This is a genomic window from Vagococcus elongatus (assembly GCF_003987645.1).
Taxonomy (GTDB): domain Bacteria; phylum Bacillota; class Bacilli; order Lactobacillales; family Vagococcaceae; genus Vagococcus_A; species Vagococcus_A elongatus.
On the sequence record NZ_NGKA01000002.1, the window covers coordinates 128,456 to 154,321 of the forward strand.

Annotated in this window: 22 protein-coding genes; 7 read left to right on the plus strand and 15 right to left on the minus strand. The window is 38.1% G+C overall.

Annotated features, from left to right (window positions below):
* Positions 1-122 precede the first annotated feature (122 nt).
* A complete protein-coding gene (locus tag CBF29_RS01995) occupies positions 123-980 on the minus strand; it encodes a methyltransferase domain-containing protein (RefSeq protein WP_126806740.1) in 858 nt (285 codons plus the stop codon).
* 193 nt (positions 981-1,173) lie between these two features.
* Here CBF29_RS01995 and CBF29_RS02000 point away from each other — a divergent pair, with 193 nt between their 5' ends.
* Positions 1,174-1,806 (plus strand): copper homeostasis protein CutC, encoded by a 633-nt coding sequence (locus CBF29_RS02000; protein ID WP_126806742.1) that lies wholly within the window; start codon positions 1,174-1,176, stop codon positions 1,804-1,806.
* A 297-nt stretch (positions 1,807-2,103) separates the two neighbouring features.
* Here the strand turns inward: CBF29_RS02000 and mgtE are convergent, their stop codons facing one another.
* Genes mgtE through yjbM form a run of 4 tightly spaced genes read right to left on the minus strand, consistent with a single transcriptional unit; the run spans position 2,104 to position 5,866 of the window.
* On the minus strand, positions 2,104-3,459 hold the full coding sequence (gene mgtE, locus CBF29_RS02005) for a magnesium transporter (RefSeq protein WP_126806745.1): 1,356 nt from the start codon (positions 3,457-3,459) through the stop codon (positions 2,104-2,106).
* Positions 3,460-4,359: an RluA family pseudouridine synthase gene (locus CBF29_RS02010; protein WP_126806747.1), complete on the minus strand. Its 900-nt coding sequence runs from the start codon at positions 4,357-4,359 to the stop codon at positions 3,460-3,462.
* A complete protein-coding gene (locus CBF29_RS02015) occupies positions 4,359-5,180 on the minus strand; it encodes an NAD kinase (RefSeq protein ID WP_126806749.1) in 822 nt (273 codons plus the stop codon). The genes CBF29_RS02010 and CBF29_RS02015 overlap by 1 nt, the downstream gene beginning before the upstream one ends.
* Before the next feature lie 20 nt (positions 5,181-5,200).
* Positions 5,201-5,866, minus strand: coding sequence for a GTP diphosphokinase (yjbM, locus tag CBF29_RS02020; RefSeq protein WP_126806751.1), 666 nt, complete (start codon positions 5,864-5,866; stop codon positions 5,201-5,203).
* A 159-nt stretch (positions 5,867-6,025) separates the two neighbouring features.
* Between yjbM and CBF29_RS02025 the strand changes: the two genes are divergently transcribed.
* A complete protein-coding gene (locus CBF29_RS02025) occupies positions 6,026-6,628 on the plus strand; it encodes a CYTH domain-containing protein (RefSeq protein ID WP_126806753.1) in 603 nt (200 codons plus the stop codon).
* A 4-nt stretch (positions 6,629-6,632) separates the two neighbouring features.
* Complete coding sequence (locus tag CBF29_RS02030) at positions 6,633-7,256, plus strand: DsbA family protein (protein ID WP_170169961.1); 624 nt, start codon at positions 6,633-6,635, stop codon at positions 7,254-7,256.
* A 192-nt stretch (positions 7,257-7,448) separates the two neighbouring features.
* Here CBF29_RS02030 and pepF read toward each other — a convergent pair whose 3' ends face one another.
* The 4 genes from pepF to CBF29_RS02050 form a co-directional block, all read right to left on the minus strand.
* Positions 7,449-9,275 (minus strand): oligoendopeptidase F, encoded by a 1,827-nt coding sequence (gene pepF, locus CBF29_RS02035; RefSeq protein WP_126806757.1) that lies wholly within the window; start codon positions 9,273-9,275, stop codon positions 7,449-7,451.
* Between the two features lie 42 nt (positions 9,276-9,317).
* On the minus strand, positions 9,318-10,490 hold the full coding sequence (locus CBF29_RS02040) for a competence protein CoiA (RefSeq protein WP_126806759.1): 1,173 nt from the start codon (positions 10,488-10,490) through the stop codon (positions 9,318-9,320).
* Between the two features lie 161 nt (positions 10,491-10,651).
* On the minus strand, positions 10,652-11,923 hold the full coding sequence (locus tag CBF29_RS02045) for an NCS2 family permease (protein ID WP_126806761.1): 1,272 nt from the start codon (positions 11,921-11,923) through the stop codon (positions 10,652-10,654).
* Positions 11,924-12,081: 158 nt separating this feature from the next.
* Positions 12,082-13,092, minus strand: a complete 1,011-nt coding sequence (locus tag CBF29_RS02050) for a YeiH family protein (RefSeq protein WP_126806763.1) — start codon at positions 13,090-13,092, stop codon at positions 12,082-12,084.
* A 219-nt stretch (positions 13,093-13,311) separates the two neighbouring features.
* On the opposite strand from CBF29_RS02050, the gene CBF29_RS02055 reads away from it, so the two are divergent.
* Complete coding sequence (locus CBF29_RS02055) at positions 13,312-13,719, plus strand: helix-turn-helix domain-containing protein (protein WP_126806765.1); 408 nt, start codon at positions 13,312-13,314, stop codon at positions 13,717-13,719.
* A gap of 12 nt (positions 13,720-13,731) precedes the next feature.
* Positions 13,732-14,055 carry a hypothetical protein gene (locus CBF29_RS02060; RefSeq protein WP_211334235.1) on the plus strand — a complete coding sequence of 108 codons (324 nt, stop codon included), beginning with the start codon at positions 13,732-13,734 and terminating at the stop codon, positions 14,053-14,055.
* A gap of 84 nt (positions 14,056-14,139) precedes the next feature.
* On the opposite strand, the gene CBF29_RS02065 is transcribed toward CBF29_RS02060, so the two are convergent.
* The 4 genes from CBF29_RS02065 to CBF29_RS02080 form a co-directional block, all read right to left on the minus strand.
* Positions 14,140-14,808, minus strand: coding sequence for a hypothetical protein (locus CBF29_RS02065; protein WP_126806767.1), 669 nt, complete (start codon positions 14,806-14,808; stop codon positions 14,140-14,142).
* Positions 14,809-14,997: 189 nt separating this feature from the next.
* The gene (locus CBF29_RS02070; RefSeq protein WP_126806769.1) at positions 14,998-15,519 is read right to left on the minus strand and encodes a GNAT family N-acetyltransferase; all 522 of its coding nucleotides are present in this window, start codon (positions 15,517-15,519) and stop codon (positions 14,998-15,000) included.
* A gap of 250 nt (positions 15,520-15,769) precedes the next feature.
* Positions 15,770-17,107 (minus strand): NADP-specific glutamate dehydrogenase, encoded by a 1,338-nt coding sequence (gene gdhA / locus CBF29_RS02075; RefSeq protein WP_211334236.1) that lies wholly within the window; start codon positions 17,105-17,107, stop codon positions 15,770-15,772.
* A 982-nt stretch (positions 17,108-18,089) separates the two neighbouring features.
* The gene (locus CBF29_RS02080) at positions 18,090-19,445 is read right to left on the minus strand and encodes a sulfatase family protein (protein WP_126806772.1); all 1,356 of its coding nucleotides are present in this window, start codon (positions 19,443-19,445) and stop codon (positions 18,090-18,092) included.
* A 156-nt stretch (positions 19,446-19,601) separates the two neighbouring features.
* Between CBF29_RS02080 and treB the strand changes: the two genes are divergently transcribed.
* Both treB and CBF29_RS02090 read left to right on the plus strand, forming a co-directional pair.
* Positions 19,602-21,050 carry a PTS trehalose transporter subunit IIBC gene (gene treB, locus CBF29_RS02085; RefSeq protein ID WP_126806774.1) on the plus strand — a complete coding sequence of 483 codons (1,449 nt, stop codon included), beginning with the start codon at positions 19,602-19,604 and terminating at the stop codon, positions 21,048-21,050.
* Between the two features lie 515 nt (positions 21,051-21,565).
* On the plus strand, positions 21,566-22,282 hold the full coding sequence (locus CBF29_RS02090; RefSeq protein WP_126806776.1) for a UTRA domain-containing protein: 717 nt from the start codon (positions 21,566-21,568) through the stop codon (positions 22,280-22,282).
* Positions 22,283-22,677: 395 nt separating this feature from the next.
* Here the strand turns inward: CBF29_RS02090 and CBF29_RS02095 are convergent, their stop codons facing one another.
* Together CBF29_RS02095 and treP are read right to left on the minus strand one after the other, a co-directional pair.
* Entirely contained in the window at positions 22,678-23,496 is an 819-nt protein-coding gene (locus tag CBF29_RS02095; RefSeq protein WP_126806779.1) for a Cof-type HAD-IIB family hydrolase, read from the minus strand.
* Between the two features lie 344 nt (positions 23,497-23,840).
* Positions 23,841-25,796 (minus strand): PTS system trehalose-specific EIIBC component, encoded by a 1,956-nt coding sequence (treP, locus tag CBF29_RS02100; RefSeq protein WP_126806781.1) that lies wholly within the window; start codon positions 25,794-25,796, stop codon positions 23,841-23,843.
* Positions 25,797-25,866: the final 70 nt, after the last annotated feature.

Genomic DNA, 25,866 nt, shown 5'->3' on the forward strand with positions numbered 1-25,866 from the left:
TAGTGATGCTTTTTCACTAACTTTTATCAGAACAGGAATCTGATAAAAACCAATGAAAACAACTAAACATACTATATCAGAACGTTTAGTTTTTTGCAAGGGCATTTTCGGTAATTATTGAACTAATTTCTGAAAACTCCTGATAAAAGCAGCACGTCAACCGTTACTTCTTCGATAGGATGCAGTATCGCCCTTTTTTTAGCCTCATCCGTTGCCTGCCAGCTTAATGGCGACATACTTAAAAAGTCCTCATAGCGCTCTTTAGGAATATTAAAATTATAAGTGATTCGCTCTTTATGGACAGTAGTCATCGCTTCCTCGAAGTGAGCATAGACTTTTTGATTAGAATAGCTAGATTTGTTTTTCTCTCCTAAAAATAATTCTCTAAGTTCTTTTAAATAACCCGCTTCTGGAATGACTTTGATAACCTTGCCCCCTCTTTGCAGAACCCGCTCGAATTCACCATAATGGCTTGGCGAAAAAATATTCAGCACATGGGTGAGGCAATGGCTGGCAACCGGAAGATTAGTCAAATCTGACACAAGCCAAAGCGCAGACATTTCATGGCCTGTAGCTAATTCAATCCCCTCCTTAGAAATATCACACCCAATTTTTACACCGGGAACTTCTAACTTATCCAATTGATTTAAGAAGCTGCCTTCACCACATCCGGCATCCAGCAAATAGTCACTGTCGTCCTCTTTTAAAATATTTGCAATTTTTTCCAACATGGGGCGATACATCCCTGTCTCAATCATTTTCTGGCGATGAATCAACATTTGCCGATTATATTCAGTATCGATTTTTTTGTCCAGTAAATATAAATTTCCTTTTTTGGATAAGTCATAAACATGCCCCTGACTACAAGTAATGCTGTAGCCTTTTATTTCAATAGACTCATCATGACACTTGGGACAACGAAGCAGATGTCCGTGCCTTTGAATAAATTCGGCTGCCCGATCGATTTTCTTTTGTAACATTTCATTTCTCCTTATGTCATCCTGTATTTAATTCTTTTCAAAGGTTTACTCGCTAGTTTCAATTACTTTTCTCGTATAGGAAAGAAAACCTCTCATTTTCTTTTTTATCATAGCACAATTTATTATTTTTTTCGCTGCGTTACGGTTTCTGAAAAATTATGTTACACTGAAGAAAACTATTGGAGGTCTTACTGTGATTAAAGAATTTTGTGCGGAAAATTTCACCCATATCCCTCAAGCAATTCAAAACGGAGCTAAACGAGTCGAACTTTGTGACAATCTCCATGTTGGAGGAACATCTGTCAGTACCGGTGTCATGGCTGAAACCATTGATTATTGTCATGAAAAAAATGTTTCTGTCATGACCATGATTCGTCCCCGGGAAGGAGATTTCTACTATAATGATACGGAATTAAAAATGATGGAAATCGATTTGTTGGAAGCCAAAAAAATCGGAGCTGATGGTGTGGTGTTTGGCTGTTTGACTGAAAATGCCGAAACTATCGACACCGATGCCCTTGAACGTCTCATTGATAAAGCGGATGGTCTGCAAATCACTTTCCACATGGCCTTTGACTCTTTACCTAAAGAAGAACAATTTAAAGCTATTGATTGGCTATCTGAAAATGGTGTGAATAGAATCCTGACCCACGGCGGACCTGCAGGCACTCTGATTCATGAAAATTTTGCTCATTTAAAAGAACTGATAGCTTACGCCAACCATCGCCTCATTATTTTACCAGGAGGCGGCATTACAAAGGAAAACTCGGAAGAAGTAGCGGGTACACTTGGTGTTTCAGAAGTCCATGGAACTAGAATCGTCTAAAAATCAGCGGGGATACCGGCGAAATATCTGCCCCGTCAAAAAGATATCTGCCAACGTTGGTCAAACGCCGGCTCACAATCTCTGATACTATTCACTTCTCATCAGATGTTCCGCAATTGGCAACTATTTGGAAAATCATTCAGAAAAACATTTTGAATTTAAAATTTATAACTTAGATCATAAGGACTGGCGGAAATTTCTGCCGGTCCTTATGCCTTATTTAACGACACAAAAAAGCTGTCCTGTGCCTGCATAAGTCAGAGAACAGCTTATCTACAATAGCAAACTTCGGTATTTTCATTTAATAAAATACTGCATAAATATGCCCGCAATATTAAAATAAATCAAGACACTGGTCAAATCACTTAACGTGGTGATAAAGGGACCACTGGCAACCGCAGGGTCAAAGCCCAGCTTGTCCATGACCATGGGAATCAAGCTGCCGGCTAAATTAGCCACTGTGATGGCACACATCATCGCAAAACCAATCACAAATCCCAACATGAAGTTTTGTTTCCAGACCCCTACGAGCACACAAATAGTAAATCCGGTAATGAGTCCTGTGATCAGACCTGTCAATATCTCTGCTAAAATCAATCTGAAAAAACTCCGGTCGTTCGCTTGCAGTGCCAATCTTCTAACCGCAACAGCCAATGACTGAGTCCCAGCATTGCCGGCTGTCCCGGTAATCAAAGAAATAAAAACTGCAAGGATACTTGCTTTACTGACAAGAGCTTCATAATGTCCAATCAACGTAGCGGTGGACATACTCAAAACCAGCAGTGTGACCAGCCACGGCAGACGTTTCGCCGCAGATTGAAACGGATTGTCTGCCACTTCTTCCACGTCTACCCCCGCAAGTCCAGAATAATCACTGGCTGCTTCCTCATCGATGACATCGATAATATCATCCACTGTAATGATTCCAAGCAAACGATTCCTGTAGTCTGTCACCGGCATGGCGAGGAAATCATAATCACGAATCATTCTGGCAACATCTTCCTGATCGTCTCCGACTTTTACCGACACGACCCGCTCGCTCATCACATCTTTGATTAATTCTTCCTCGTCGCTGACAATCAAATCTCTCAAAGAAATAACCCCAACTAAAAAGCCATCTTCATCTGTCACAAAAATATAATAAATAATTTCTGCTTCCCGACCGACTTTTTTTAAATACTGCAAAGCAGATGCTACCGTTTGTTCTGCCTCTACTGCCACATATTCTGTCGTCATGATCGAACCAGCCGTATCATCTTCATAATGCAAAAGGTTTTTAATTTCTTTCGCACTTTCCGGTTCCATGATACTCAAATACATCGACACATCTTTTTTATCAAGCTGGTTCAATGTATCGACCGCATTATCAGTAAACATAAATGTCAGCATGTCCGAAGCATAATTTGGATCCATCTCCTTTAAGAGCTGATCCACGTCTTCCTGATCTTCCTCAATAACATCAAACATGTTCGCCATTTCTTGCGGGGACAAATATGTATACAATTTCTGCCGGTCCTCAGCGTCTAAAGACAAGTAAAACTGTCCTTGCTCATAAACGTGCAAATCAAAAAAAATATCCCTGAATTCATTTAGCTGATCTTGCTGCAAGCATTCAAATAACGCGGGAAAACTCACTAACATCTCTTCATCCATCTATAGCTCTCCTAACATCACAAATTGATTTAAATCCGGGGGCAGCTCTTGTTTTAAATGAAGACTTTCACCAGTAAAAGGATGGGTAAATTTCAATTCTGAACAATGCAGTGCCTGACGAGACAACCCTAAAGCCATATTCCCGCCATAGAGATCATCTCCTACTAAGGGACATCCTAAAGCCGCAAAGTGAACACGGATTTGATGAGTTCTGCCTGTATGCAGCTGAATCGTCACTAACGCATACTCTTTAAACTCTTCTGATAACCAATACTCCGTCATAGCCTCCACACCTTCTGCTCCGGTTTTCCGCTTGATAAGGGATGTCTCATCTCGCAAAATCGGACATTCGATGACGCCGTGTTTTTGCAGCGCCTCTTGCCGACCGCTGACAAGCGCCTGATATTTTTTTATCAAAGTTCGCTTTCTCAGCTGCTTGTCCATCAACGCATGAGCATAGCCATGTTTGGCAAACAACATCAAACCTGTGGTGTCCTTGTCCAAACGGGTGACAATGTGAACGACTTGATCGGCATAATTTTTTCCCTGATAGTAACCTTTCACCCGGTTAGCCATCGTGCCCCTCGGATGATACTGTGCAGGGATGGACGGAACGCCGCTGGGCTTGTTCACTACCAAAAGATGCTCATCTTCGAATACGATAGATAAAGGGACAGCTTCCCCAACTAAACTGTCGTGCCCAACTTCATCAGGAATCATGACACTGACGATATCGTCAGCGGTCAATGTATAGAGAACATTTTCAACCTTGCCATTGACTCGGAGAAGTCCTCCTTGAAATTTTATTTTAGCTAACAAACCTCTAGAGATTCCTTTATCACGCAAAAAAGTCCGCAACAACGTCGGCTCTCCTGCTGAATATTTCCAAGTAAATTCCATTACATCAATTCATCCTTCAACTCAGTTCCTTCAATAAACCCATCCTTCACACGACTCCAAAAGTTAGTGTGCCGATGGGAAGCAAAGTGAATCCGTTCATCTGCGATTTTATAATCAATTTGCTTGATATTTTCCTCTGACAGTATTAATTGATCCACTGACAACACGTGGTCATTATGACTTTCCAGCTGAATGGAAATCCATTCATTACTCGCAATAATCAACGGCGACCCCAAAGTCCGATATACCCGGTTGTTGATCGATGCGATCTCTGCCAGCTGCAGCGCATTAATTTGAGGATGAATCACCGCTCCGCCGATACTTTTGTTATAAGCGGTAGAACCCGTCGGTGTAGAAACGGACAGCCCGTCCCCTCGAAAATTTTCAAATAGTTCCCCTTTGATAAAAACATTGCCTACCATGGTTCCGGTCACCCGGCGAATGGTACATTCATTCAACGCCAAAAAATGCTTAGACTCCCGCTGATCTGTATAATTTACCTGCACGTCCAGCAAAGGATAACTGACACTTGAATTGTCAACATCAGCTGCCAAACTGTCCACCAGCTCTTCTAATTCATAATCTCGCCAGTCAGTGTAAAAGCCTAAATGTCCCGTGTGAATACCGATAAAACGAATGGTATTCAACTGATGGACATAGCGGTGAAAAGCAGCCAGCAATGTCCCGTCGCCGCCAATACTGATGACGATGTCAGGATTTTTCTCACTAAGTGTCAGGCCTTTTTTTCTGATCAGATCCTCTAGCTCCCGCTTTTTTTTCAGTGAATGTTTTGTGGCATTAGAAATGATAGAAATACCCATGTGTTTTCCCTCTCTGTCTATTAAGGCTCCTCTTTAACAAATTGTTGATAATATTCATCGATTGCTTGCCCCTTGCCATGGGAAAAAAGATGCTGGGCTTCTTGAATTTCCTCACGGATCTGCGACATTTCCTCATCCAGCGAATGAGCCGCCTCTGAAGCGTTTTTTAATCTCTGTTTGATTTCATCAGGAAAATCCCCCTGATATTTGTAATTAAGTGAATGCTCGATCGTCGCCCAAAAGTTCATCGCTAAGGTGCGGATTTGAATTTCTGCTAAAATTTTCTTCTCCCCCGAAACAGATTGAACGGGATACTCGATAATCAAATGATACGAACGGTAGCCGCTCTCTTTCTTGTTGGCTATATAGTCACGTTCTTGAATCACTCGCATGTCATTTCTTTGGTTAATCAACTTTACCACTGTATAAATATCATCAACAAATTGGCACATAATTCTCAAACCGGCGATATCTTGCATTTCCCGCTCAATGTTTTCCTGAGTGATGCCCCTTATTTTAGACTTTGTGATAATACTTTGTTTTGGTTTGACCCTTCCTGTCACAAACTCGATCGGTGATGCTTCCCCTTGATCGCGAAATTGTTTTCGAATTCCCTTCAGCTTGATTTTCAGCTCTGAAACAGCTTGCTCATAAGGTATTAAAAAATCATCCCAGTTTTGTGTCATTACAATCCCTCATTCCAGTCTAGCAATCATACAACCTACATTTTAGCATATTTATACCGAAAAAGTTAGTCGGGTCATCATAATACAGCCATAATGCAATTCGTTGACTAATTAGACAAAATAAGCGAAAATAAAGGTAGATGGAGGAGGGGGGAGTCTATGGAAGAAACAATCGAGGTTGAATTTAAGAACCTCCTGACCGAAGCTGAATTTTTAAAGTTGAAGGCGTATTACGACATTTCCGAAGAGCTTTTTTTTACTCAAGAAAACTATTACTTTGATACTACTAGACGAGAAGTTCAAAAGATGGGTGCTGCCCTAAGAATCCGCCTCAAATCAAATGCAAACGAAATAACCTTAAAAACGCCCTTGGAAGAAGGGCTTTTAGAAACCACTGAACCGCTATCTCTCCAACAAGCTGATACTTTTAAAGCTGATAAAAAATTTCCAACATCCAGTACTATTTTAACGAAACTTCCATTTTTGAAGTCCGTTGAAGACCCTCTGTACTTGATTGCTTCCTTAAAAACTAGAAGAGCTGAAAAACAATTAACAAAAGATGTTTTGCTGGTCTTAGACGAGAGTTGGTATCACGGAAAACATGACTTCGAACTCGAACTTGAAACCAGTGATTTTTTAGAGGGAAAACAATTTTTTATTGATTTTTTGACACAGCATCAGATCCCCACCCGTAAAACAGAAAACAAAATTTTACGTGCTATAAAAACACAGCAAAATGAAATGCATAGAGCACAGGAGTGAGCACATGATTGAAATTTATTTTTTTATGCATCCCCTTTGCCTCAACTGTTTAGAAGTAGAAAAGAAAATCATAGAACTGACCCATCAATATGAACGGCCCATCGCTTTGCGTTTTATTCCTTTACTAAATTTAAAAAGTTTTAGGCAATTTATTCAATTTACGCAACTTCCTACTGATTTAACAACAAGAAATGATCTTTTCAGCATCAATTACTCCACGGTGCTGGACTATAAAGCCGTTCAGCTGCAAGGAAAGAAAAAAGGAAGGGACTTTCTTTTGCATCTGCAGGAACGTATTTTATTAGAAAATCAACCCTATTCAAAAAATCTCGTCTTGGAGTCCCTCAACAAAGTCGGGGCAAATATCGACATGTTTTATTCTGACCGCCCTTCCAAGCAAGTTAAAAATATATTTTTAACGGAACAACGCCTTGCTCTCGAGATGGGAGCAGCAGAACGTCCGGCTATCGTCACGTTCAATTATGGAAAGGATGAAGACTTTGGCGTTTTAGTGGTCAACCCTTCCAGCGAGACAGTGCAGAAACTGTTTAATAATCTTGACAACTTAAATCAGTATCTGCATCAAATGACATCTGATATTTTTTATAGTGATTTATTTGATTCTTAGAAGATGCACCTGCGCGAAAACTAGACTGATTTAAGCTAAAAAACACCATGACGTTTTTATAATGGGCAACTTGCAATCATCGTAGAAACCAAGTCCCACGACACCTGTTTTCGGGCAATATAAAAGAGTCAACCGTCTAGAGAGGTTGACTCTTTTTAGTTCACCTTAAAATATTAGTTTCAGAATACATTTCTATTTTTCTGATGGATTTAGCGTGTCAATCAATTGTTCGAATTCATTCAAACGTGTTTCAAACACTTTCATAGCGTCTTCCAAATAATCCGACTTGGTCATGTCTACGCCCGCTTTTTGCATAATAGCGATCGGATAGTCACTGCGGCCTGCTTTCAAATAGTTTAAGTAAGCAGGCAAGGCGCCTTCTTCTTGCTCTAAGATTTTATCTGCCAGTGCTGAGGCAGCCGCAAAGCCGGTCGCATATTGGAATACATAGTAGTTCATATAAAAATGAGGGATCCGAGACCATTCCAGTGCGATTTCCGGGTCTTTTTCTACCTCTGGACCATAGTATTCAGTGTTCAGCTCAGCGTAGTGCTGGTTTAAAAACTCACTTGTCAGCGGTGTCCCTTTAGCATCTTCCACATGAATAAAATGTTCAAATTCAGCAAATTGTGTTTGACGGAAAATCGTTCCCTTAAAGCCGTCTAAATAACGGTTTAAAATAAAAGCACGAACTTCCGGCGTAGTTTCAGTTGCCAATAGATGTTCTGTCAAAATATTTTCATTAGTGGTAGAAGCGATCTCTGCTAAAAAGATAGAATAATCACCGTAGACATAGGGCTGATTGCTGCGTGTGAAATAACTGTGAACACTATGACCCATTTCATGCACCAATGTATAAAGCTGATCTAAACTGTCATGCCAGTTCATCAAAATATAAGGGGCAGTGTCATATGCTCCCGAAGAATAAGCTCCACTTCGTTTCCCCTGATTTTCAATCACATCGATCCAGCGATTTTCAAACGCTTCTTCTACGATGGCACCATACTCTTTTCCTAACGGCTTCAAGGCAGCTTTTGCTTTTTCCACTGCTTCCTCATAAGAATAGCGGATAGGCGCTTCTCCTAAAATCGGCGTATACATATCATACATATGTAATTTTTCTACGCCGAGAATTTTTTTGCGCAGTGCCACGTAGCGATGCAGCAAAGGCAAGTGCTTGCGCACCACATCGATCAATGTATCATAAACTGCTTCCGGAATGTGATTGCCTGCCATTGCAGCTGCTCGGGCAGATGGATAATTACGGACATTAGCTCTAAAATTGTGAACTTTCACATCACTGGATAATGTGCTTGCCATGGTGTGCTGAAATTGTTCATACACACTATAAAGACCTTTAAATGCCTCTTCACGAACTTTTGGGTCCACGCTTTCCATCAGTTTCCCATAGACACCATGGGATAGCTGAACTGGTTCCCCATCTTCTCCTTCAATAACCGGAAACTTCAAATCAGCATTATTTAAAATCGAAAAGATATCACCAGGGGCACCAAAAATTTCACCTGCGCCTGCTAACAGTGCTTCCTCTTTTTCTGACAACACATGAGGACGTTCTTCCAAAACAGAACGTATCATTTGGCGATAGACTGCCAACTTAGGTTCTTGTTCAAAATAAGCCCAGATAGCTTCGTCAGATAGCTGCAGCAACTCAGGTTCAAACCATGACACAGCCTCAGACGCTTTCGCTGCCAAACTGCTCATCTTTCCGTACATGCCCTGATATTTTGTATTCGCAGTGTCCTGATCATTTTTCAAGTGAGCGTATACGTACATTGTTTCCAACTCACGCATCAACGCCAGCATACCTTCGATAGCTTGTAAAAATTTCTCTGGTCCTTCCGCAAGAGTTCCTTGAAATTCTTTCACTTTAGGAATTTCATTTTCAAAATGGGCGACCTTTTTTTCGAAAGCCTCGTCATTTTCAAAAATTTTAGTTAAATCCCATGTGAAGGCTTCCGGCAACTCTTCACGCTTTGGTAATTGTTTTGGTGTACTCATATCGTATAAAACCCCTCTCCATTTTAATACATATTCATGATATCATATTTGTTTCGGCAGACGACTGATGTAAGTCTTATTTCTCATCATTTTTTCAAGAAAAACTTCTCTTGAAGGTTCGTCGATAACGATAGCCAACATTTTAAGACAGTGGATGTGCCCTTTTTCAACTGAAATATAGTTGAACTTCACCAATATATTCAGCCAAGAATAAAGCATCTCCTGCCATTCCTCTTGCTCAATCGGACGACTTGTAATAGGTATACGATTTTTTTCTGTTAAGAGCTGATTCAAAAGATGTTTGTACCCAATCGTCCGGCTATCTGCTAAGTGACACCAACATTTCACTCGCCAGTACAGTCCGGATAAATCTCCCAAACTACAGTTGACAGGAGGCAGAAAAAAGATTGGATGAAGCACGGAAAAATTGGTTCCCAGTAAATACAACTGCTCCTGCTCTTTTAGAAACGAAGGAGTTTTAGCCGCCAAGTTTTTTTGGATTACTTGCCTCTGTTTTTGGTAAAGGGGCAGTAAATCATACCGACGCTGCAAAAATAATTTTGCTCTTTCAGGATAGGCTAAAACAGCTAACAGGGAGTCCTGTTCTTTTTGCCAATATTTTTGACTATAAAACACTTCTGGCAGGAAAGATAATTGTTCAATATGGTACAGCAATCTAATACCTGACTGGTCTACATCCAGTTCCCAAAGATATACACCTAATTTCGTATTCCTATTTAAAAACAAGCGATGAACATTAGTTATTTTTTCTTTCATAAAAAAGCGTCTGCCTAAAAGCCAAATGACTTGGTAGCCATGCTGTAAATAGTTATTGGTCCGCTCTTCCATCCGCTTCGCAGATAAAAAACTGCACTGAAATTCGATGGCATACTTCCCTTCCAGCAAGACATCCGGCCGCTGCTGTAATTCTGGTAAATATGCCTCTAGTTCATAAGCAATGCCGTCACTTTCACACCAGCTTGCAATCAAGCTTTTCCCCAACAAATGCTCCTCGGTTTCCCCTTCGCTAAAACTGGAACACTCCGTTGAATTTTTGTGTGCGAAATGTGCCCGTATGACTGCCCCATTTTTTAAAATCAGACTTGAACCGCAACTGGGACAAAAAAAGAGTTTTTTTCGCAGTCTCTCGACCTCATCTTTTGAATAGTTTAGCAGGTTGATGACTAAGCCATCAGCAGTTTTTCCTACCAGCATAAAAATCTCCCCTTTTAAAACAAGGTTCGATAAAAATAGAGAAGTCCTTGAAAATATCAAGCACTCCTCTAATCGTAAAAAAAATATATATAATCATTTTCTCTAGTCATCACGTAAGTATAATTTCATGCTCGTGAGACATATTTCTCTGCCTTTCAGTACTATATCCAAATCTTTGCCAACAAATAAAGAAAGAACAAGAAAGAAATTACCCAAACGGTACTAGAGACTTCCTTCCTTTTCCCGCCGAACAACTTCACTAGCGGATAAGCGGCAAACCCGAAAGCCAACCCGTCAGAAATACTCATGGAAAATGCCATCATCACAATCATTAAAAAAGACGGGAACCAATCAGTAAATTCTGTCAAATCAATCAATCGAATATTTCCCATCATCAAACAACCGGTGATGATAATGGCAGGAGCCAGTGCGGAATAAGGGATGAATCCCAGTAGGGGAATCATAAATGTTGAGGCAAAAAAAAGTAAACCGGCAGTGACCGCCATAAGACCCGTTTTTGCTCCTTCCTGAATACCAGTGGAACTCTCAGCCGCTGGAATCGTAGGACTGGTACCTAAGACACTTGACAACATCATCACCACGCTATTAACCACAAACATTTTTCTAAACCGTTCTTTCGACAAGCCGGGCAACAAACCGTTAAACAAACCGATAGATTCAAAAATCAAAATCATGGCTAAAGAAAAAACACCTAAGAAAAACTCAATTGAAAAGAACGCAGAAAAATCCAGTTTGCCTACAATAGACCCATAATGACTGATAGCCGACAAACTAAACTTGTTCTGTTCCCCATCCACGAGATGAAGCATATTAGCTATCACTGTTGCGGCAATAATCCCGATAAAGAAGCTGCCCTGAATCTTTTTCAAAAATAAAAATAACGTCAAGATCAGTGCCCCCAGCGTCAAAAGCAACTCAGGAGAATTGAATTTATTCAGCGTCATAAACGTCTGCTCTCCACGAACAATGATTTCACCTTTTTCCAAACCGACAAGCACAAGAAAAATCCCGATGCCTGACGTGATGCCGTGTTTCAAACTATCCGGAATAGCATCATTCATTTTGTCGGCTATCGGCGTCAATGCAATCAGCAGACAAACCAAACTGGCAGTAAAACTGACAGCTAGAGCCTGCTGCCAGGTCAGCTTAAGGCTAACCACTAAAGTATAAGTAAAAAAAGAATTCACTCCCATTCCTGTGGTAATCACAAGAGGAACATTTCCTAATAAACCAATAGCCAGACAGCCAATCACAGAGATGAAAATAGTCCCGAAGACACTAAATTCTGGCGGGATACCTGCCTCAGCCAAGATTAGAGAATTGACCACAATTACATAAGAAATCGCAAAAAACGAGGTCACCCCTCCTAATATTTCTTTTTTAACATTGACATGTTTCCATTGTTTCAACATTTTCTGTCTCCTTTCTTCCTTGAACACAAAAAAAGTATAGACGGGTAGCGTTGCGCCCACCCACCTATACATAACGATTTTTTTTATTTAATTTTCAACGTGTTTCATCACTCAAGCCACTTTATCATGTTTAGACACTGATTGCAACAAGCACCCCATCAAAGAAGCAGTAAACGTATCAAAATAACTGCCAGAAACACTTGACCTGTTCCAGTCAACAAACCATACAGCATGGATTTTGGTCCTTCCTTAATCAAATCAGAAAATTTCACCCGCATTCCGATACCCGCCAAGGCAATCACTTCCAGCTGATTACTGACAGCTTTAGCCGTATGAGGAATCACTGTCGGCAACACGATAAAAGTAACAAAAATGCTGCAAATGAAGAAAACGATGATAAACCACGGAACACCTGCTTGCTTTGTCATACTTTTTTGCTGTTTATTCTTTTCGAATAGGGACTGTCCTTCAGCCAAATTCATTCTTGAAAAAGCAAATGCCACTGCCACTAAAAAAACCACCCGCAAAATTTTAAAGATGGTTGCCATCTGAGTTACATCATCATTCACTAATTTCCCCGCAGCCACAACCTGCCCGATTGATTGCAACGTTCCTCCAATCATGGCTCCTGTAGCCAATGTCTGGTGGTGATAAAACCAGCTGGTCAAAATCGGCAATACCATCATCAAAACTGTGCCCGTCAAATTTACCGTCGTGATAGAGATTCCTTTATCTTTTTCATTTGCTTCAATAATCGGCGCCACAGTCCCGATAGCCGAGGAACCGCAAACAGCATTCCCGGCACACATCAATAAAGAAAAGGACTTATCAAATTGAAGCATCTTTCCCAGTTGGTAAACAAATAAAATCGTCAGTGTCATTTGTATCATAATAAATAAAATGCCCTGCCATCCGATAGACATCACGTCTTGCAGATTCAAGGTCACTCCTGTTAACGCGATGGATATCTCCAGCAGCTTGCTTTCCGAAAATTTTACTCCGACTCCCAATCTTGGATGGTCAAGCAGTGTATTGCCTAAAACAATACCCAAAATTATCGCAATAAATGCACTTCCCAGTTGAGGAATAAATTCCCCGACAAATTGTGCCACCACAGCAATTAAGAGACAACTAATAAATCCCGGTAAAATTTGTTTGAATTTTTCCACATAACCCCTTCTTTCATCTCATTCCATTATAAAACAAGACAAAAAAAAATAAACAAAAATTTGTGTTTTTACTATTTATCTATTATTTTCCCTTTCTATGGGTACATTTTTCTCTGTCAAAAAAGTTTGACAGTCTAGTTTCTGCGAATTCAAAACTTTTTGGATAGACATGACCTTTTAACATGCTACACTGAGAATAAGAAGCAAGAGGAGGACATCATGGACATTGGAAGAAAACTAAAAGAGGCTCGTTTAGCCTCTGGCATGACTCAGGAACAGGTGGCAGAAAAAATCGGTGTGTCAAGACAATCCATATCGAATTGGGAAAACGAAAAAAATTTCCCTGATATCATCAGTGTTATTCACCTCAGCGATGTGTATGGTGTCAGCTTGGATATTTTACTCAAAGGAGATGACCAAATGATAAAACATCTGGACGAAAGCACCAATATTATCAAAAGCAACAAAAAACTACTGACTGCCCTTGCTTTAAATTTTTTGGTGATCCTATTGTTTATCATCTTCAACAGTCCTATTTCTGAAAGTAAAACATTGCTTTTTGTGATGTTCACAATTATTTTCTTAAACTCAGGGGCTATATTTTATCAACTGATTAAAAAAATCTAAGGAGGGACAACGATGACATGGTATGAAATCATTCTGATTATCTTAATTTTGGGTACAGTTATTTCACTGTGGTATCAAATGTATAAAATGATCGAATTAGACGCGGAAAACAGGGGATTGAAACACCCAAAATTTTGGGCCATTTTTTCGGCGGGCGGACAAAACGGCAGCGGACTTCTGCTGTATTTAATAGGTAGAAGAAAATATCCACTCAACATGGGCACTTATAATCAAGAATTGATGGAAAGAAGGAAAAAAACAACTCTCTCTTTTTTCGGTGCATTACTAATCATGGGACTATTGCTGATTGCCAATTTTATTTTCATTCGTGGATGAGTGGAATATTTTTGAACCCATAATATCCTGAAAATATTTATAGAAAATTAAATTTTATACAAAAATGTCATTGCAGGACTATTGCTATTCAAAAATTACATATAAATACGCCGTCTGTTTAGTTTTCTTTAAATAGTCACTGCCAAAATAATCCTTTGTGTTAGGAAGTTCTGACACAGTCCCTTCAGAATTCCATAAACTTAGGATATAGGGATACTCGACTTGAAAATCTTCCTCAAAAAAATTCCTAGCATTGACTGACCAGTCCAGTTTTAAACCTGAAAAATCAAAGTCTTCACCATAACGGGTTATTCCTTTGGTGTCAAAAAAGTTTATTTTCAACGTCTCTTCAACCTTTTTTTTATTACTCACCACTCCCCAAACTAGCCAGCCGTTGCATTCTGACTTATCTGAAAATGAGGTCACCAGCAATTCTTGATGCTTTTTTCGCTGGTCTTTCTCGTAATAATCGAGATAAACAGATAATTTCTCACAATTGCCATTAAACTTGATTCCACCGGAAAGATCAAACAAGGTCTCAAAAGGCTCTTCTGTTTTAATCACAGGAAGGACTTGCCCATCTGGGACGCCAGCAACTTTATCTCCTCTAAAAACCCCTTGATTGAAGTGCCACATATGCGCGCCTATCATTACAAGAGCTATCCCAAATAATAATACTAGAAGTGTCCAAAACTTTCTTTTTTCATTAGACTTATCGACTTGTTTTTCTAATTCTTCATCTTCTGATTTCATTTTTATCCCTCACTTTCATTTTCCTCCGTAATTCCCTTTTTTCAATCTAAAAATTGCTACAATTTGACGATATAATTTACCAGTATCCACTGAAAACTCTTGATTCAACTAGAACATATCATGATGTCAAAGTTGGTTGCAACAAAAGATATGCCAATTATAAAATTGTAAAAATAAACCGAAGACCAATTAATTCTTTAAATTTAAACTCATCAAAATGCCATCATAGTATTGACCATCTACCTGCATATAGTTTTTACACAAACCATATTCTTTAAATCCTGATTTTTTATAGAGCTGAATGGCTAGTAGATTGTCAGCCCGCACTTCTAGTTCTAACATTTCTAAATGATTAGACCGGGCATACCTGATTATCTCGTTCAATAATTGATGACCTATCCCTTTTCCCCAGTGTTTTTTTAGAACTGCCATCCCCAAAGTACCTCTATGCTGAATTCTTGTTCTGGAAAAAGATTGTAGATTTGCAGTTCCTACCACCTCTTTATCTTTAATAGCAACTAAAAATAAATCATTGGGACTTTTCAGTGATTTTTTCAATCTCTTTTTTTCATCACAGAGACTGATATTTAAAACATCATCGGGTGTTAGTAGTAAATTACTTGTTTCAGCTGTGACAATTTCCAAAAAGCTCAAAATCATCGGTGCATCTTCAGGCAATGCTTCTCTAATCACTAATTGTTTAATCGTCATCTTTTCCTCTCCCTTTTGAGTTTAAAAATTCTGTGAATTACTCTGTCTTCGCCTATGGCCTTTATTAATAGCACTATCACACTTTAGTCAACTCGAGCATACCATGGTGGTAAAGCGGACTGCAATAAAAATATTAGTTATTTCAATCGTGACACAAAATACAAAAAACAGTAAAAAAAACGCATAAAATCAGGTGTTCGCAACACTAGATTTCATGCGGTCTAAATTTTTTGATTTTAGAGAAAATCCCCTAGATAATACCAAGATCTATCATGGCATCTGCTACTTTAACGAAACCACCAATGTTTGCACCATTGACATAGTTGACTCCTTTATCTGTTTGGCCAAATTCGATACAAGTATCATGAATCAGTCCCATGATTTCTCTCAGTTTTTGATCGACTTCTTCTGCCGACCAGCTGTAATGCATACTGTTTTGTGCCATTTCTAAACCAGATACGGCTACACCACCGGCATTTGCAGCTTTCCCCGGTGCGAACAAAACACCTGCCTTGTGAAACATATCAATTGCTTTTTCTGTACAAGGCATATTTGCCCCTTCAACCACACAGATTACGCCATTTTTTAATAACGCAGCAGCATCTACTTCGTCTAATTCATTTTGTCTAGATGTCGGAATGGCGATATCTACAGGAACTTCCCATGGACGTTTATTCTCAATGTATTGACAGCCAAATTTATCAGCATAGTCTTTGATAGGACGACGATGAACTACCCATAAATCTTTTAGGAATGCCAGTCTCTCTCCAACAATACCTTCCGGGTCGTAAATATATCCATATTGGTCGGAAGCTGTTACAATTTTCCCGCCCATTTCAGCGACTTTTTCTGCAGTAAATGCGCCAACGTTACCATAACCTGAAATTGCTACAGTTTTTCCTTCCACGGAATCGCCCACTGTTTCCAGCATCGCATCAGCAAAATATGTCACACCATAGCCAGTAGCTTCCGGACGAATCAGACTGCCTCCCATGGTGAATTTTTTCCCAGTTAGCACACCTGTAAATTCGTTCGTCAAACGTTTATACTGCCCAAACATATATCCTATTTCACGATGGCCGACACCGATATCTCCCGCCGGAATATCTGTATTAGGACCGATATGGCGGAACAATTCACTCATATAAGATTGGCAAAAACGCATAACCTCTCCATCAGATTTACCCACACAATCAAAATCAGCACCGCCTTTTCCAGCACCGAGAGGAAGTGTTGTCAAACCGTTTTTAAAAATCATCTCAAACCCTAAAAATTTAACTGTTCCCAATGTCACATCTGGTGCAAAACGAATTCCGCCTTTGTATGGGCCAATGGCACTGTTAAACTCCACGCGCCATCCGCGATTCACTTGGACTACACCTTGATCATCCACCCAAGGCACACGAAACATAATTGTCCGTTCAGGCTCGACTAATCTTTCCAGCAAACTATTTTCCGCATATCTTGGATTTTTTTCAATAAATGGGGCGATTGAATGCAGTACTTCTCGCACCGACTGATGAAACTCTACCTCATAAGGATTTTTTTTAATCAAATCTTCCATGAATTTTTCCACATTTAACACCATATAATACCTCCATTTGTACGTTCAAAAATAAGCAAAATTTCTCCTTTAAAATAAAAAAATCTCGTTGTTTATTTAAGTTACGGTAAATGATCCCGCATCCAGACTCTCCAGAAAATCTGACTGCCTTTTTCTGACACTTCTGCTTTACAAAGTTACACGCTAACCTATCAGATAACCAACTCTTGACAGCTATTCTTTGAGAGTTGAAATTTTAGAAATTCCAAGTATTGCTTATTTTGACTATTTCTTGCCATTATACCCTATTTTTTATAAAATAGAACAACTAAAAAGAAATTTTGAAAAATCAAGTCTGTTTTTTTAAATATTAATTTAGTTTAATGTTGAAATCCACAGTATTCGTCTTTGAAGTTGATAGCCATTGAAAAAAACGCAACAGATAAATTCACCGGAAAAAAATCTTAAAAAACAACTAACCATCATTGGAGAGAACTTCATTGTTTATAATCTTATTAGACTTTGATCTAATGACACTACCTCTTAATTTGTCATCAGCTTCCCGTTCTATATATTTTTTCGACTTGACCTCATTCGACTTACAATGATTGTTTTCCCCCTATTTTTATAAATTAATGTAGATTGACCGGGAACACGAGAAGACCCATATGACATTGTTATTTACACATCTTTCATTTCACCAAGTTCTCTCAAAATATCTCCTCTATTTTTTGTTAATTTATCAGAAATAACCTTCTTTTAAATTTCGAGAATGAAAACTTGATGACATGTGCAACTTATATCATTTTTCTGCAACACTCCCACGCTTGACCAACTAAAATTTATTAACAAAAAGCTGTACATCTAGAAATCTCCTTCCTGATGTACAGCTTTTTGTTAATCTTCTGCAGTGTACCATAATATAAAAAATATTCTAAGTTCTTTCCTCAACTATTAAGATAAGAATCTTTTAACAGTAAAAAGCTTTTGGAGAGTTTTCCCTCTATAAGCAACAGTTTTTTCAACTTTAACTATTTAAACTTTCATTGAATATTTTTCTACCCGGATAAGCTCGACCCTCGGAAATTTCTTTTTCCCAACGCGAAGATCCTACTCCTTTTATATCTCCTTTTAATAATGGATCTTCAGTCTCAATCATCCAAGTATTAACTTTCTTACGTAGTTTTTCAGCAATATCAAAATAGTTTTCGTCATTGATTATATTGTTTTTTTCTAAAGGGTCCTTTTGAAGATCATAAAGCTCTTCCGGCTCATTTGGAATATAACACTCATCTCGCATTTCTTCCCCAGACAAACTTAAATGTGCATCAACTGTAACGTAAATTTTAGGACCATCAGCAAAGTTACGAACGTAACTATATTTCCTAGTCCTTATTCCACGCATAGGCTGGTATCTATCATGCCATGTTAATTCAGTGAAAAACTCTTCACGACCTTCATCAATATCACTCTTCAATAAGCTGGCAAAACTTTTCCCATCAATATCTTTTGGGGCAGTAATCCCCGTGAGTTCTAACAACGTAGGCATTAAATCCACATTACAAAGCAAAGCATCTTTTTGCACATTTTTTTGAGATGAGTTAGGCATGCCTATTAGCAATGCTGTACCTAAACCACTATTTTTAAGAGTTCCTTTGGCTCCCGGGAAAGCAACACCATGATCCGTGGTAAAAATAATTATTGTATCATTTTTATATTGACTATTTTCTATAAAATTAACAATTCTTCCAACAGCCGCGTCAAGAACCTTGAGAGAACCATTAAAAAGCCCTACATCTTTTCTGACTTTAGGTGTATCCTTCAAAAAATCAAACGGTTTTACTTCACTTCGTTTATCAGCATAGGGTTGATACTCGTCAAAATCACGGTGTGTTTCAAAAAAACCTGCATTTAAATAAAAAGGACGTTGACTATCTCTTGCTGATAAATAATTTATAACAGAAGTCGCGACCTTAGAAGCACGATCCCCATCAACAGCAATATAGTTTTCATAACCAAGCTCTGTTGTAGAAGAAAATATTCTATCTTCAATTTTAGGAGGTGTATTTATCGTTTCATGGCTTAATCCGACTAGTGTCGTTTCATAGCCATTTTTAGTTAAAATTTTTGGCAATGTTTCAGTTTTGGAATTTATCGCAAAACCTAAATGAGCAAGTCCCATTAAGCCATTGTTATGAGGATATTTCCCCGTTAAAATACTCCCTCGACTAGGGCTGCATTGTGGAGCAGAACAAAAATAATTATTGAATTGTACACTCTGTTGCGCCAAATAATCAAAATTCGGCGTTTCCACTTTGTAGCCATAATTGCTAAACATACGTCCACTATCATGGGATATCATAAATATAATATTGGGTTTCATAATATTACCTCCGTCTTATAGACATCTTTTCAACAAACAACTATAACCTATATCCCTTTATATTTCAATACTAATATGAATATTTTAGGGATTGACACACACATTCCCAGATGGTATCATCTCTTTAGTTGTATGTACAACAGAAAGGGGATTTCTATGAGCAATTTAAAAAAAGATGTGACAAAAATTATTCATGCAGTAGGAGGGAATGACAATATCAGTGCGGTAACTCATTGTGTTACAAGATTAAGACTTGTATTGGAAGATGAAAACGTCATCAACATCCCTGAGTTAGAAAGTATAGACATTGTTAAAGGCAGTTTTTCTGCCAATGGGCAGTTCCAAGTAATTATAGGTCCTGGATTAATTACAAAAGTTTACGACGAATTTTTAACTCAAACTAACCAAAGAATATTATCTAAACAAGAAGTTAAAGAACAAGCTTCTGAAAAACTAAATATTTTTCAAAAACTAATTAAATATTTAGGAGATATATTCATCCCGATTTTACCAGCAATTGTTGCTTCAGGACTTTTAATGGGAGTAAATAATATTTTAAGTAATCCTGGCATATTTTATGAACAGCCTTTCCTAGAGGTCCACCCAGGATGGGCAGGTATTGCAAATATGATAAATTTAATCGCCAATACTTCATTTGCTTTTTTACCGGCTTTAGTCGGATGGTCAGCTGTAAAAAAATTTGGCGGAAATCCTCTGTTGGGGATTGTTTTGGGCTTAATTCTAATAAACCCGCAATTAATGCCTGGTGCACAATATGCACGTACTCCTGAAGAAGTTTCCTATTGGAATCTTTTTGGTTGGAAAGTAGCTCAAATTGGCTACCAAGGACAAGTCATTCCTGTGTTATTTTCATCATTCATTTTAGCAAAAACAGAGATTTTCTTAACTAAAAAAATTCCTGACATGTTACAAATGATTCTAGTTTCACCTATTACTCTATTATTTACCGGATTCATAACATTTACAATTATCGGACCTATAACGATGATATTATCAAATATAATCACAGATAGTATTTTAAAACTATTTGAAATTTCACCCATTTTAGCAGGAGGAGTATTCGGGTCGCTTGTTTCTCCTTTAGTGGTCACAGGAATGCATCATCTATTTCTCGGTGTTAATTTACAAATGATCGGTTCACTTGGTTACGCTACGCTTTGGCCTATTCAAGTAATGGCTTCACTAGCCCAAGGTGCCGCTGCTTTGATGATGTTTTTCATAATAAAAAATAAAAAGGAAAAAGGTGTTGCTTTAACCGCCTCCATCTCTGCTTGGCTTGGGATTACCGAACCAGCGATTTTTGGAATTAACCTTAGATATAAATACCCTTTTCTTGCAGCCATGGTTGGTGCAGGAGTGGCCGGTGCTATCACCGCCAGTGCTGATGTTAAAGCTACTTCTATTGGGATTTCCGGATTACCAGCCCCGCTATCTATTATGCCAAACTATTGGATGATTTATTTCATTTCTATGGCATTGTCTATTTCTATCACAATGGGATTGACCTACTTATTTTCAATAAAGAACTTGTCTTTTAAAAAGATTGATTCTCCATCAAAGGAACCACTTCGCCAAACAAATTAAGAATTAAATATAAACTATATATATTGGATAAAAAACTCCAATGTTGAAGAGAAGCTAGAATACTACCAGTCAGAATAAACTTAGGAAATCATTCAGCTGAAATGTGAATTAAAACACATGTTTTTTTCTAAAGCCAGTATCATTAATCTTATTCCCGACCATAGTATCAATCAATTAAAAAAAGATCGATTACTACGCAAGAAAAAGTGAGGAGGATATACTCTTCAACATGCTTGTTGAAGAGTTTCGAAACATAGAAAATATAGCAACCTTAGCGATTTAACACCGAATCCTTGTAATTCGGTATTAAATCTCATTCAAAAACTAATCAGAATTTTAAATAACGCTATCCTAATTTTTAGAAGCTGACTTGTGCTTGATATCTCAATACTTGAAAACATCAAATCCTGAAGTATTGACGAAAAACTGTTTCCTCTCTATACTTGATACTAAGATAATAAATAACCTTTTACTTACTGAGAAGCAAAGGAGAAGTTAGAAAAAAGAGGAAAACAATGAAAAAATTCGAGTATATTTATAATGATATTAAAACTAAAATTTTAGATGGTGTTTATAAAATGGGAGAATTTCTACCCAAAGAACAAGATCTAGCAAGTGAATATCAAGTGTCAAGAGAAACATTACGAAAAGCTCAAAGACTCTTACAAGACGAGGGGATTATTCAAAAAATTCACGGCAGAGGAACTAAGGTTTTAGACCCTCAAAAAATTGAGATAAATACGAGAGGTATAACTAATTTCGCTCAATTATCTCATCGCTATGGTCGGAAATTAAAGACCAAAATATTAACAAATAAACTGACCTACCTTTCCGAAAATGAATTCGGCTACAGAGAAACTTTATCAAGACCTGGTATTTCAATTGAAAGGATACGTTATTTAAATAAAGAGCCCATTATTTTGGATCAGGATTTCTTTTTAATTGATAAAGTAGGTAGAGAACTGCCTGATGAAATTTTATTAGCTTCCATATATGATTACTTAGAAATAGAATGTGGTCTAAAAATCGGTTATGCTCAAAAAGATATTACAATTGAACCCCCCTCTGATGAAGTGCGTTTGGCTTTGGATATAACAGAGGACACGCATGTCGTGGTAACAAGAAGCTTAGTGTATCTGGAGAACACAGATCTATTCCAAGTGCATGTAGCGTATCAACGTGTTGATACCTTTCAATTGTCAGACATTGCCAGAAGAAAAATCAATAGATAATGATAAGTTCTTAACAATCAAATATATGTGTGTGTTCGCACAACTTCGTATTCAACTGACCAGTTTCATTGATAAAAGATACAAAGGTTAACCACAAAATCTAAAAATAGAGAAAACCCATGAAATCACTTTTCTAAATACTGATTTCATGGGTTTTTTAATTTATAAATCTCTCCATTTCTGGTTTTCATTTGTCAAACTAAGCTGGACAAATCATCTTCATCCATATGGTTCATAAATACTTCCAACGATGTTTGATAATTTAATGATTTAGATTTTACAAAAATTGATCAGACTCTTATGAAAGCATTTAAAAATATTGATATTATTATTATAAAATAAAGGCATCCTGCTCTTTAATATCAATTCTCTGCAGTCTTTGAAAAGAATGCCGCTTATCTCATTGGAAACAACTGATCTAACGTAACCAGAACGCCATCATCATCATTTGATGGACAAACATAATCTGCAACTTCTTTAACATTATCCGGGGCATTAGCCATAGCAAAACCCATACCGCAATAATCCAGCATCTCAAGATCGTTTCCTCCATCACCAAAAGCCACACATTGTTCCGGAGTGATTCCCCAACGCTGAACTAACCTGTCCAAACCTGAAGCTTTATGACAACCTGGGATGATCAGATCAACTGACCCGTGACCACTGCTAGTAGGAATCAGCAATCCGTTTAATTCATCATGAAATAATTCACAATAATACTCTGTTTTTTCCACCGGAACTGTAGGAGCAAACTTCAAAATCTGATCTTCAACTCGTGAAAAATCATCAACCCATTTTAATCTGTGATAATAAGTACTTGTCAACTCGTAAAATTTCTCGCTCACGGTTCCCCGTTCTAGATAAGCACTAGCCAGTCCGCACATGACATTTTTTACTTCAGGATACTTTTTGCATAACTCAAGAACTGACAGAACTGCCGTTTTAGAAATATCCGCCGAAAAGACAAGCTCTTCTTTATCCTTCACGAACGCTCCATTTTCAGCTACAAAACTCAGTTCATGATAGTATTCAGGATAATGAGAACGTAACTGGTAGTACTGATTTCCACTGGCAACGACAAATTGACAGCCCACATCTTTCATTCGAGAAAAGGCAGCCTTGAATCTCTCAATATCATAAGTATAATCACTTCGAGCAAATGTACCATCCATATCCACTGCAACCAATTTAATATTATGCGGATTAGCGTTCATCATAATTTCTCCATTCTATATCAAATTTATATAAATTAGGCGTGCCATTAAAAAGCACCCTTAGTCGAACTGTACGATTTATTATATTGTATTGATTTTGTTAAACTTCCGAATCGATATTTTTATTTGTTATTGATTTTAAATCAGTAGCTTGGACACATTTTAGGAATATGTTTAGAATAAATATCACTTTTGTTAGTATACCATCGTTTCTGCCAACCACCTAGCCCATGATATCCTTGAATCTTACCAATTGACTTCTTGTCTCATAATAAAATAATCATTCTTGTATTTTAAAAATCTCTTTCATCCGCTACTAAGGGATAAAAGAGATTTTCCTGTGGTTATTTTAAAACGATAGTTCCCACCGACTGCTTAGAATCTACAGTGTTTGCTGAGATAAAATCAAATTCTTGAACTATATTTGAATTAGTGATTGCAACAATCACGTCTGTCTTTTTACCTAGTTCAATAACTTGTTTGGTATCCATCGTTGCAATTGGAGTGCCCGCTGAAACCTTTTCTCCCTCACTAATCAACACACTAAATGGTTTGGCATCAAGTGCAACGGTGTCGATTCCCATATGAACAAGGACTTCAATCCCATTGTCTGCAAGCAATCCAATGGCATGTTTCGTTTGGAAAATACTGACAATTGTTCCATCAATTGGAGAATAAATTGTTTGATCGGCTGGTACTACAGCGAAACCATCGCCCATCATTTTTGGAGAGAAAACAGGATCATCAACGTTTTCTATTGGAATCAACTTTCCTTTTACAGGAGAATAGAAATCTAATGCTTTTTCTACTGACGGGTCAACAGAAATATTCGCATTTTTCATAGTCTCCCCAACACTTTTCGCATCATCAGCTTGTGCTTCTAAAGGTTCGACTTTGTTTAAGAAGGATACTTTTCTAAAAATAAACGTCAGGATAAAAGTTACTGAAATTGAAATAGCCATTGAGATAAATACTGTCGGCCATTTTTGGAACGGAAACGATAAGAAGCCCGGAAGACCTCCAACGCCAACACTAAGAGCCTGTGTATTGGTGATAGTTATAAACATAGAACCAAAAGCCGATCCAATCATAGCTGCGACAAAAGGATAAACATATTTCAAGTTAATCCCAAACATCGCTGGTTCAGTAACACCTAAATACGCAGAAATCGTGGCTGGAATAGAAATTTGCTCTTCTTTTTTATTTCCTCGGTGTAAGAAGTAAACAGCAAGAACGGCAGAACCTTGTGCAATATTTGAAATGAATACCATCGGCCACCAACTGGTCGTACCAAAATCGGCAATGAGTTGGTAATCAATAGCTAACGTCGTGTGATGTAGGCCCGTAATAACCAATGGTGCATAGAATGCCCCAAAGATAAAGCTGAAAAGCCAATTAAAAGAAGAGGACAAACCAAAGTTGACGATGTTTGAAATCCAGCCCCCAATAGTCCAGCCAATAGGTCCTAGTAGAACGTGAGCAGCCATAATTGTTGGTATCAACGAGAACAATGGAACAAAAATCATTGAAACAGCTTCCGGAATACGTTTTCTAAAGATTTTTTCGAGATAGACTAACATGAAACCAGCCAGCATCGCTGGGATTACTTGCGCCTGATAACCAATCTTATCGATTTGTGCAAAACCAAAGTCCCAGAAAGGAATATCAGCTGCGGCAGTTGAACTGACAGAATAAGCATTTAATAATTGCGGAGAAACTAAAGTAATCCCTAAAACGATACCTAAAATTTGCGTAGTCTTCATTCTTCTAGTGATGCTCCAAGTAATACCTACTGGAAGAAAGTGAAAGATTGCTTCGCCGGGCAGCCAAAGAAATTCATTGACACCGTTCCAAAACACTGAATTTGAAGCGATTGTACCGTTGCCGAAATCAACAGCTTCTAATATATTTCTGAAGCCAAGGATAAGCCCTCCTATAATTATGGCTGGCAGAATTGGAGAAAATATTACAGCCAACACTCCCACAACCTGCTGGACTGGATTTTGATTTTTCTTCGCAATTGATTTACTTTGTTCTTTCGAAACACCTTCAATGCCTGATACAGCAACAAAATCATTGAAAAAAACAGAAACTTCATTGCCGATGATTATCTGAAATTGACCTGCATTGGTGAACATACCTTTGACACTGGCAATGTTCTCAATTTCTTTCTCATTGGCTTTACTTGGATCATTTAAAACAAAACGCATTCTTGTGGCACAATGCGTAACAGCTGCCACATTCTCCTTTCCTCCGATATTTTTCAATAATGCCTCAGCATCATTCTGAAACTTTCCCAAAAAAACCTCCCTCAACTTGTATATATATGTTCAAGATAAAGCAATGGTACACTAAAAACTTAGAGATTGC

Excerpts from the sequence above, each read along its gene's own strand:
- CBF29_RS01995 (WP_126806740.1), bottom strand. The coding sequence starts at position 980 with ATGTTACAAAAGAAAATCGATCGGGCAGCCGAATTTATTCAAAGGCAC.
- mgtE (WP_126806745.1), bottom strand. The coding sequence starts at position 3,459 with ATGGATGAAGAGATGTTAGTGAGTTTTCCCGCGTTATTTGAATGCTTG.
- CBF29_RS02010 (WP_126806747.1), bottom strand. The coding sequence starts at position 4,359 with ATGGAATTTACTTGGAAATATTCAGCAGGAGAGCCGACGTTGTTGCGG.
- CBF29_RS02015 (WP_126806749.1), bottom strand. The coding sequence starts at position 5,180 with ATGGGTATTTCTATCATTTCTAATGCCACAAAACATTCACTGAAAAAA.
- yjbM (WP_126806751.1), bottom strand. The coding sequence starts at position 5,866 with ATGACACAAAACTGGGATGATTTTTTAATACCTTATGAGCAAGCTGTT.
- CBF29_RS02025 (WP_126806753.1), top strand. The coding sequence starts at position 6,026 with ATGGAAGAAACAATCGAGGTTGAATTTAAGAACCTCCTGACCGAAGCT.
- CBF29_RS02030 (WP_170169961.1), top strand. The coding sequence starts at position 6,633 with ATGATTGAAATTTATTTTTTTATGCATCCCCTTTGCCTCAACTGTTTA.
- pepF (WP_126806757.1), bottom strand. The coding sequence starts at position 9,275 with ATGAGTACACCAAAACAATTACCAAAGCGTGAAGAGTTGCCGGAAGCC.
- CBF29_RS02040 (WP_126806759.1), bottom strand. The coding sequence starts at position 10,490 with ATGCTGGTAGGAAAAACTGCTGATGGCTTAGTCATCAACCTGCTAAAC.
- CBF29_RS02045 (WP_126806761.1), bottom strand. The coding sequence starts at position 11,923 with ATGTTGAAACAATGGAAACATGTCAATGTTAAAAAAGAAATATTAGGA.
- CBF29_RS02055 (WP_126806765.1), top strand. The coding sequence starts at position 13,312 with ATGGACATTGGAAGAAAACTAAAAGAGGCTCGTTTAGCCTCTGGCATG.
- CBF29_RS02060 (WP_211334235.1), top strand. The coding sequence starts at position 13,732 with ATGACATGGTATGAAATCATTCTGATTATCTTAATTTTGGGTACAGTT.
- CBF29_RS02065 (WP_126806767.1), bottom strand. The coding sequence starts at position 14,808 with ATGAAATCAGAAGATGAAGAATTAGAAAAACAAGTCGATAAGTCTAAT.
- CBF29_RS02070 (WP_126806769.1), bottom strand. The coding sequence starts at position 15,519 with ATGACGATTAAACAATTAGTGATTAGAGAAGCATTGCCTGAAGATGCA.
- gdhA (WP_211334236.1), bottom strand. The coding sequence starts at position 17,107 with ATGGTGTTAAATGTGGAAAAATTCATGGAAGATTTGATTAAAAAAAAT.
- CBF29_RS02080 (WP_126806772.1), bottom strand. The coding sequence starts at position 19,445 with ATGAAACCCAATATTATATTTATGATATCCCATGATAGTGGACGTATG.
- treB (WP_126806774.1), top strand. The coding sequence starts at position 19,602 with ATGAGCAATTTAAAAAAAGATGTGACAAAAATTATTCATGCAGTAGGA.
- CBF29_RS02090 (WP_126806776.1), top strand. The coding sequence starts at position 21,566 with ATGAAAAAATTCGAGTATATTTATAATGATATTAAAACTAAAATTTTA.
- CBF29_RS02095 (WP_126806779.1), bottom strand. The coding sequence starts at position 23,496 with ATGAACGCTAATCCGCATAATATTAAATTGGTTGCAGTGGATATGGAT.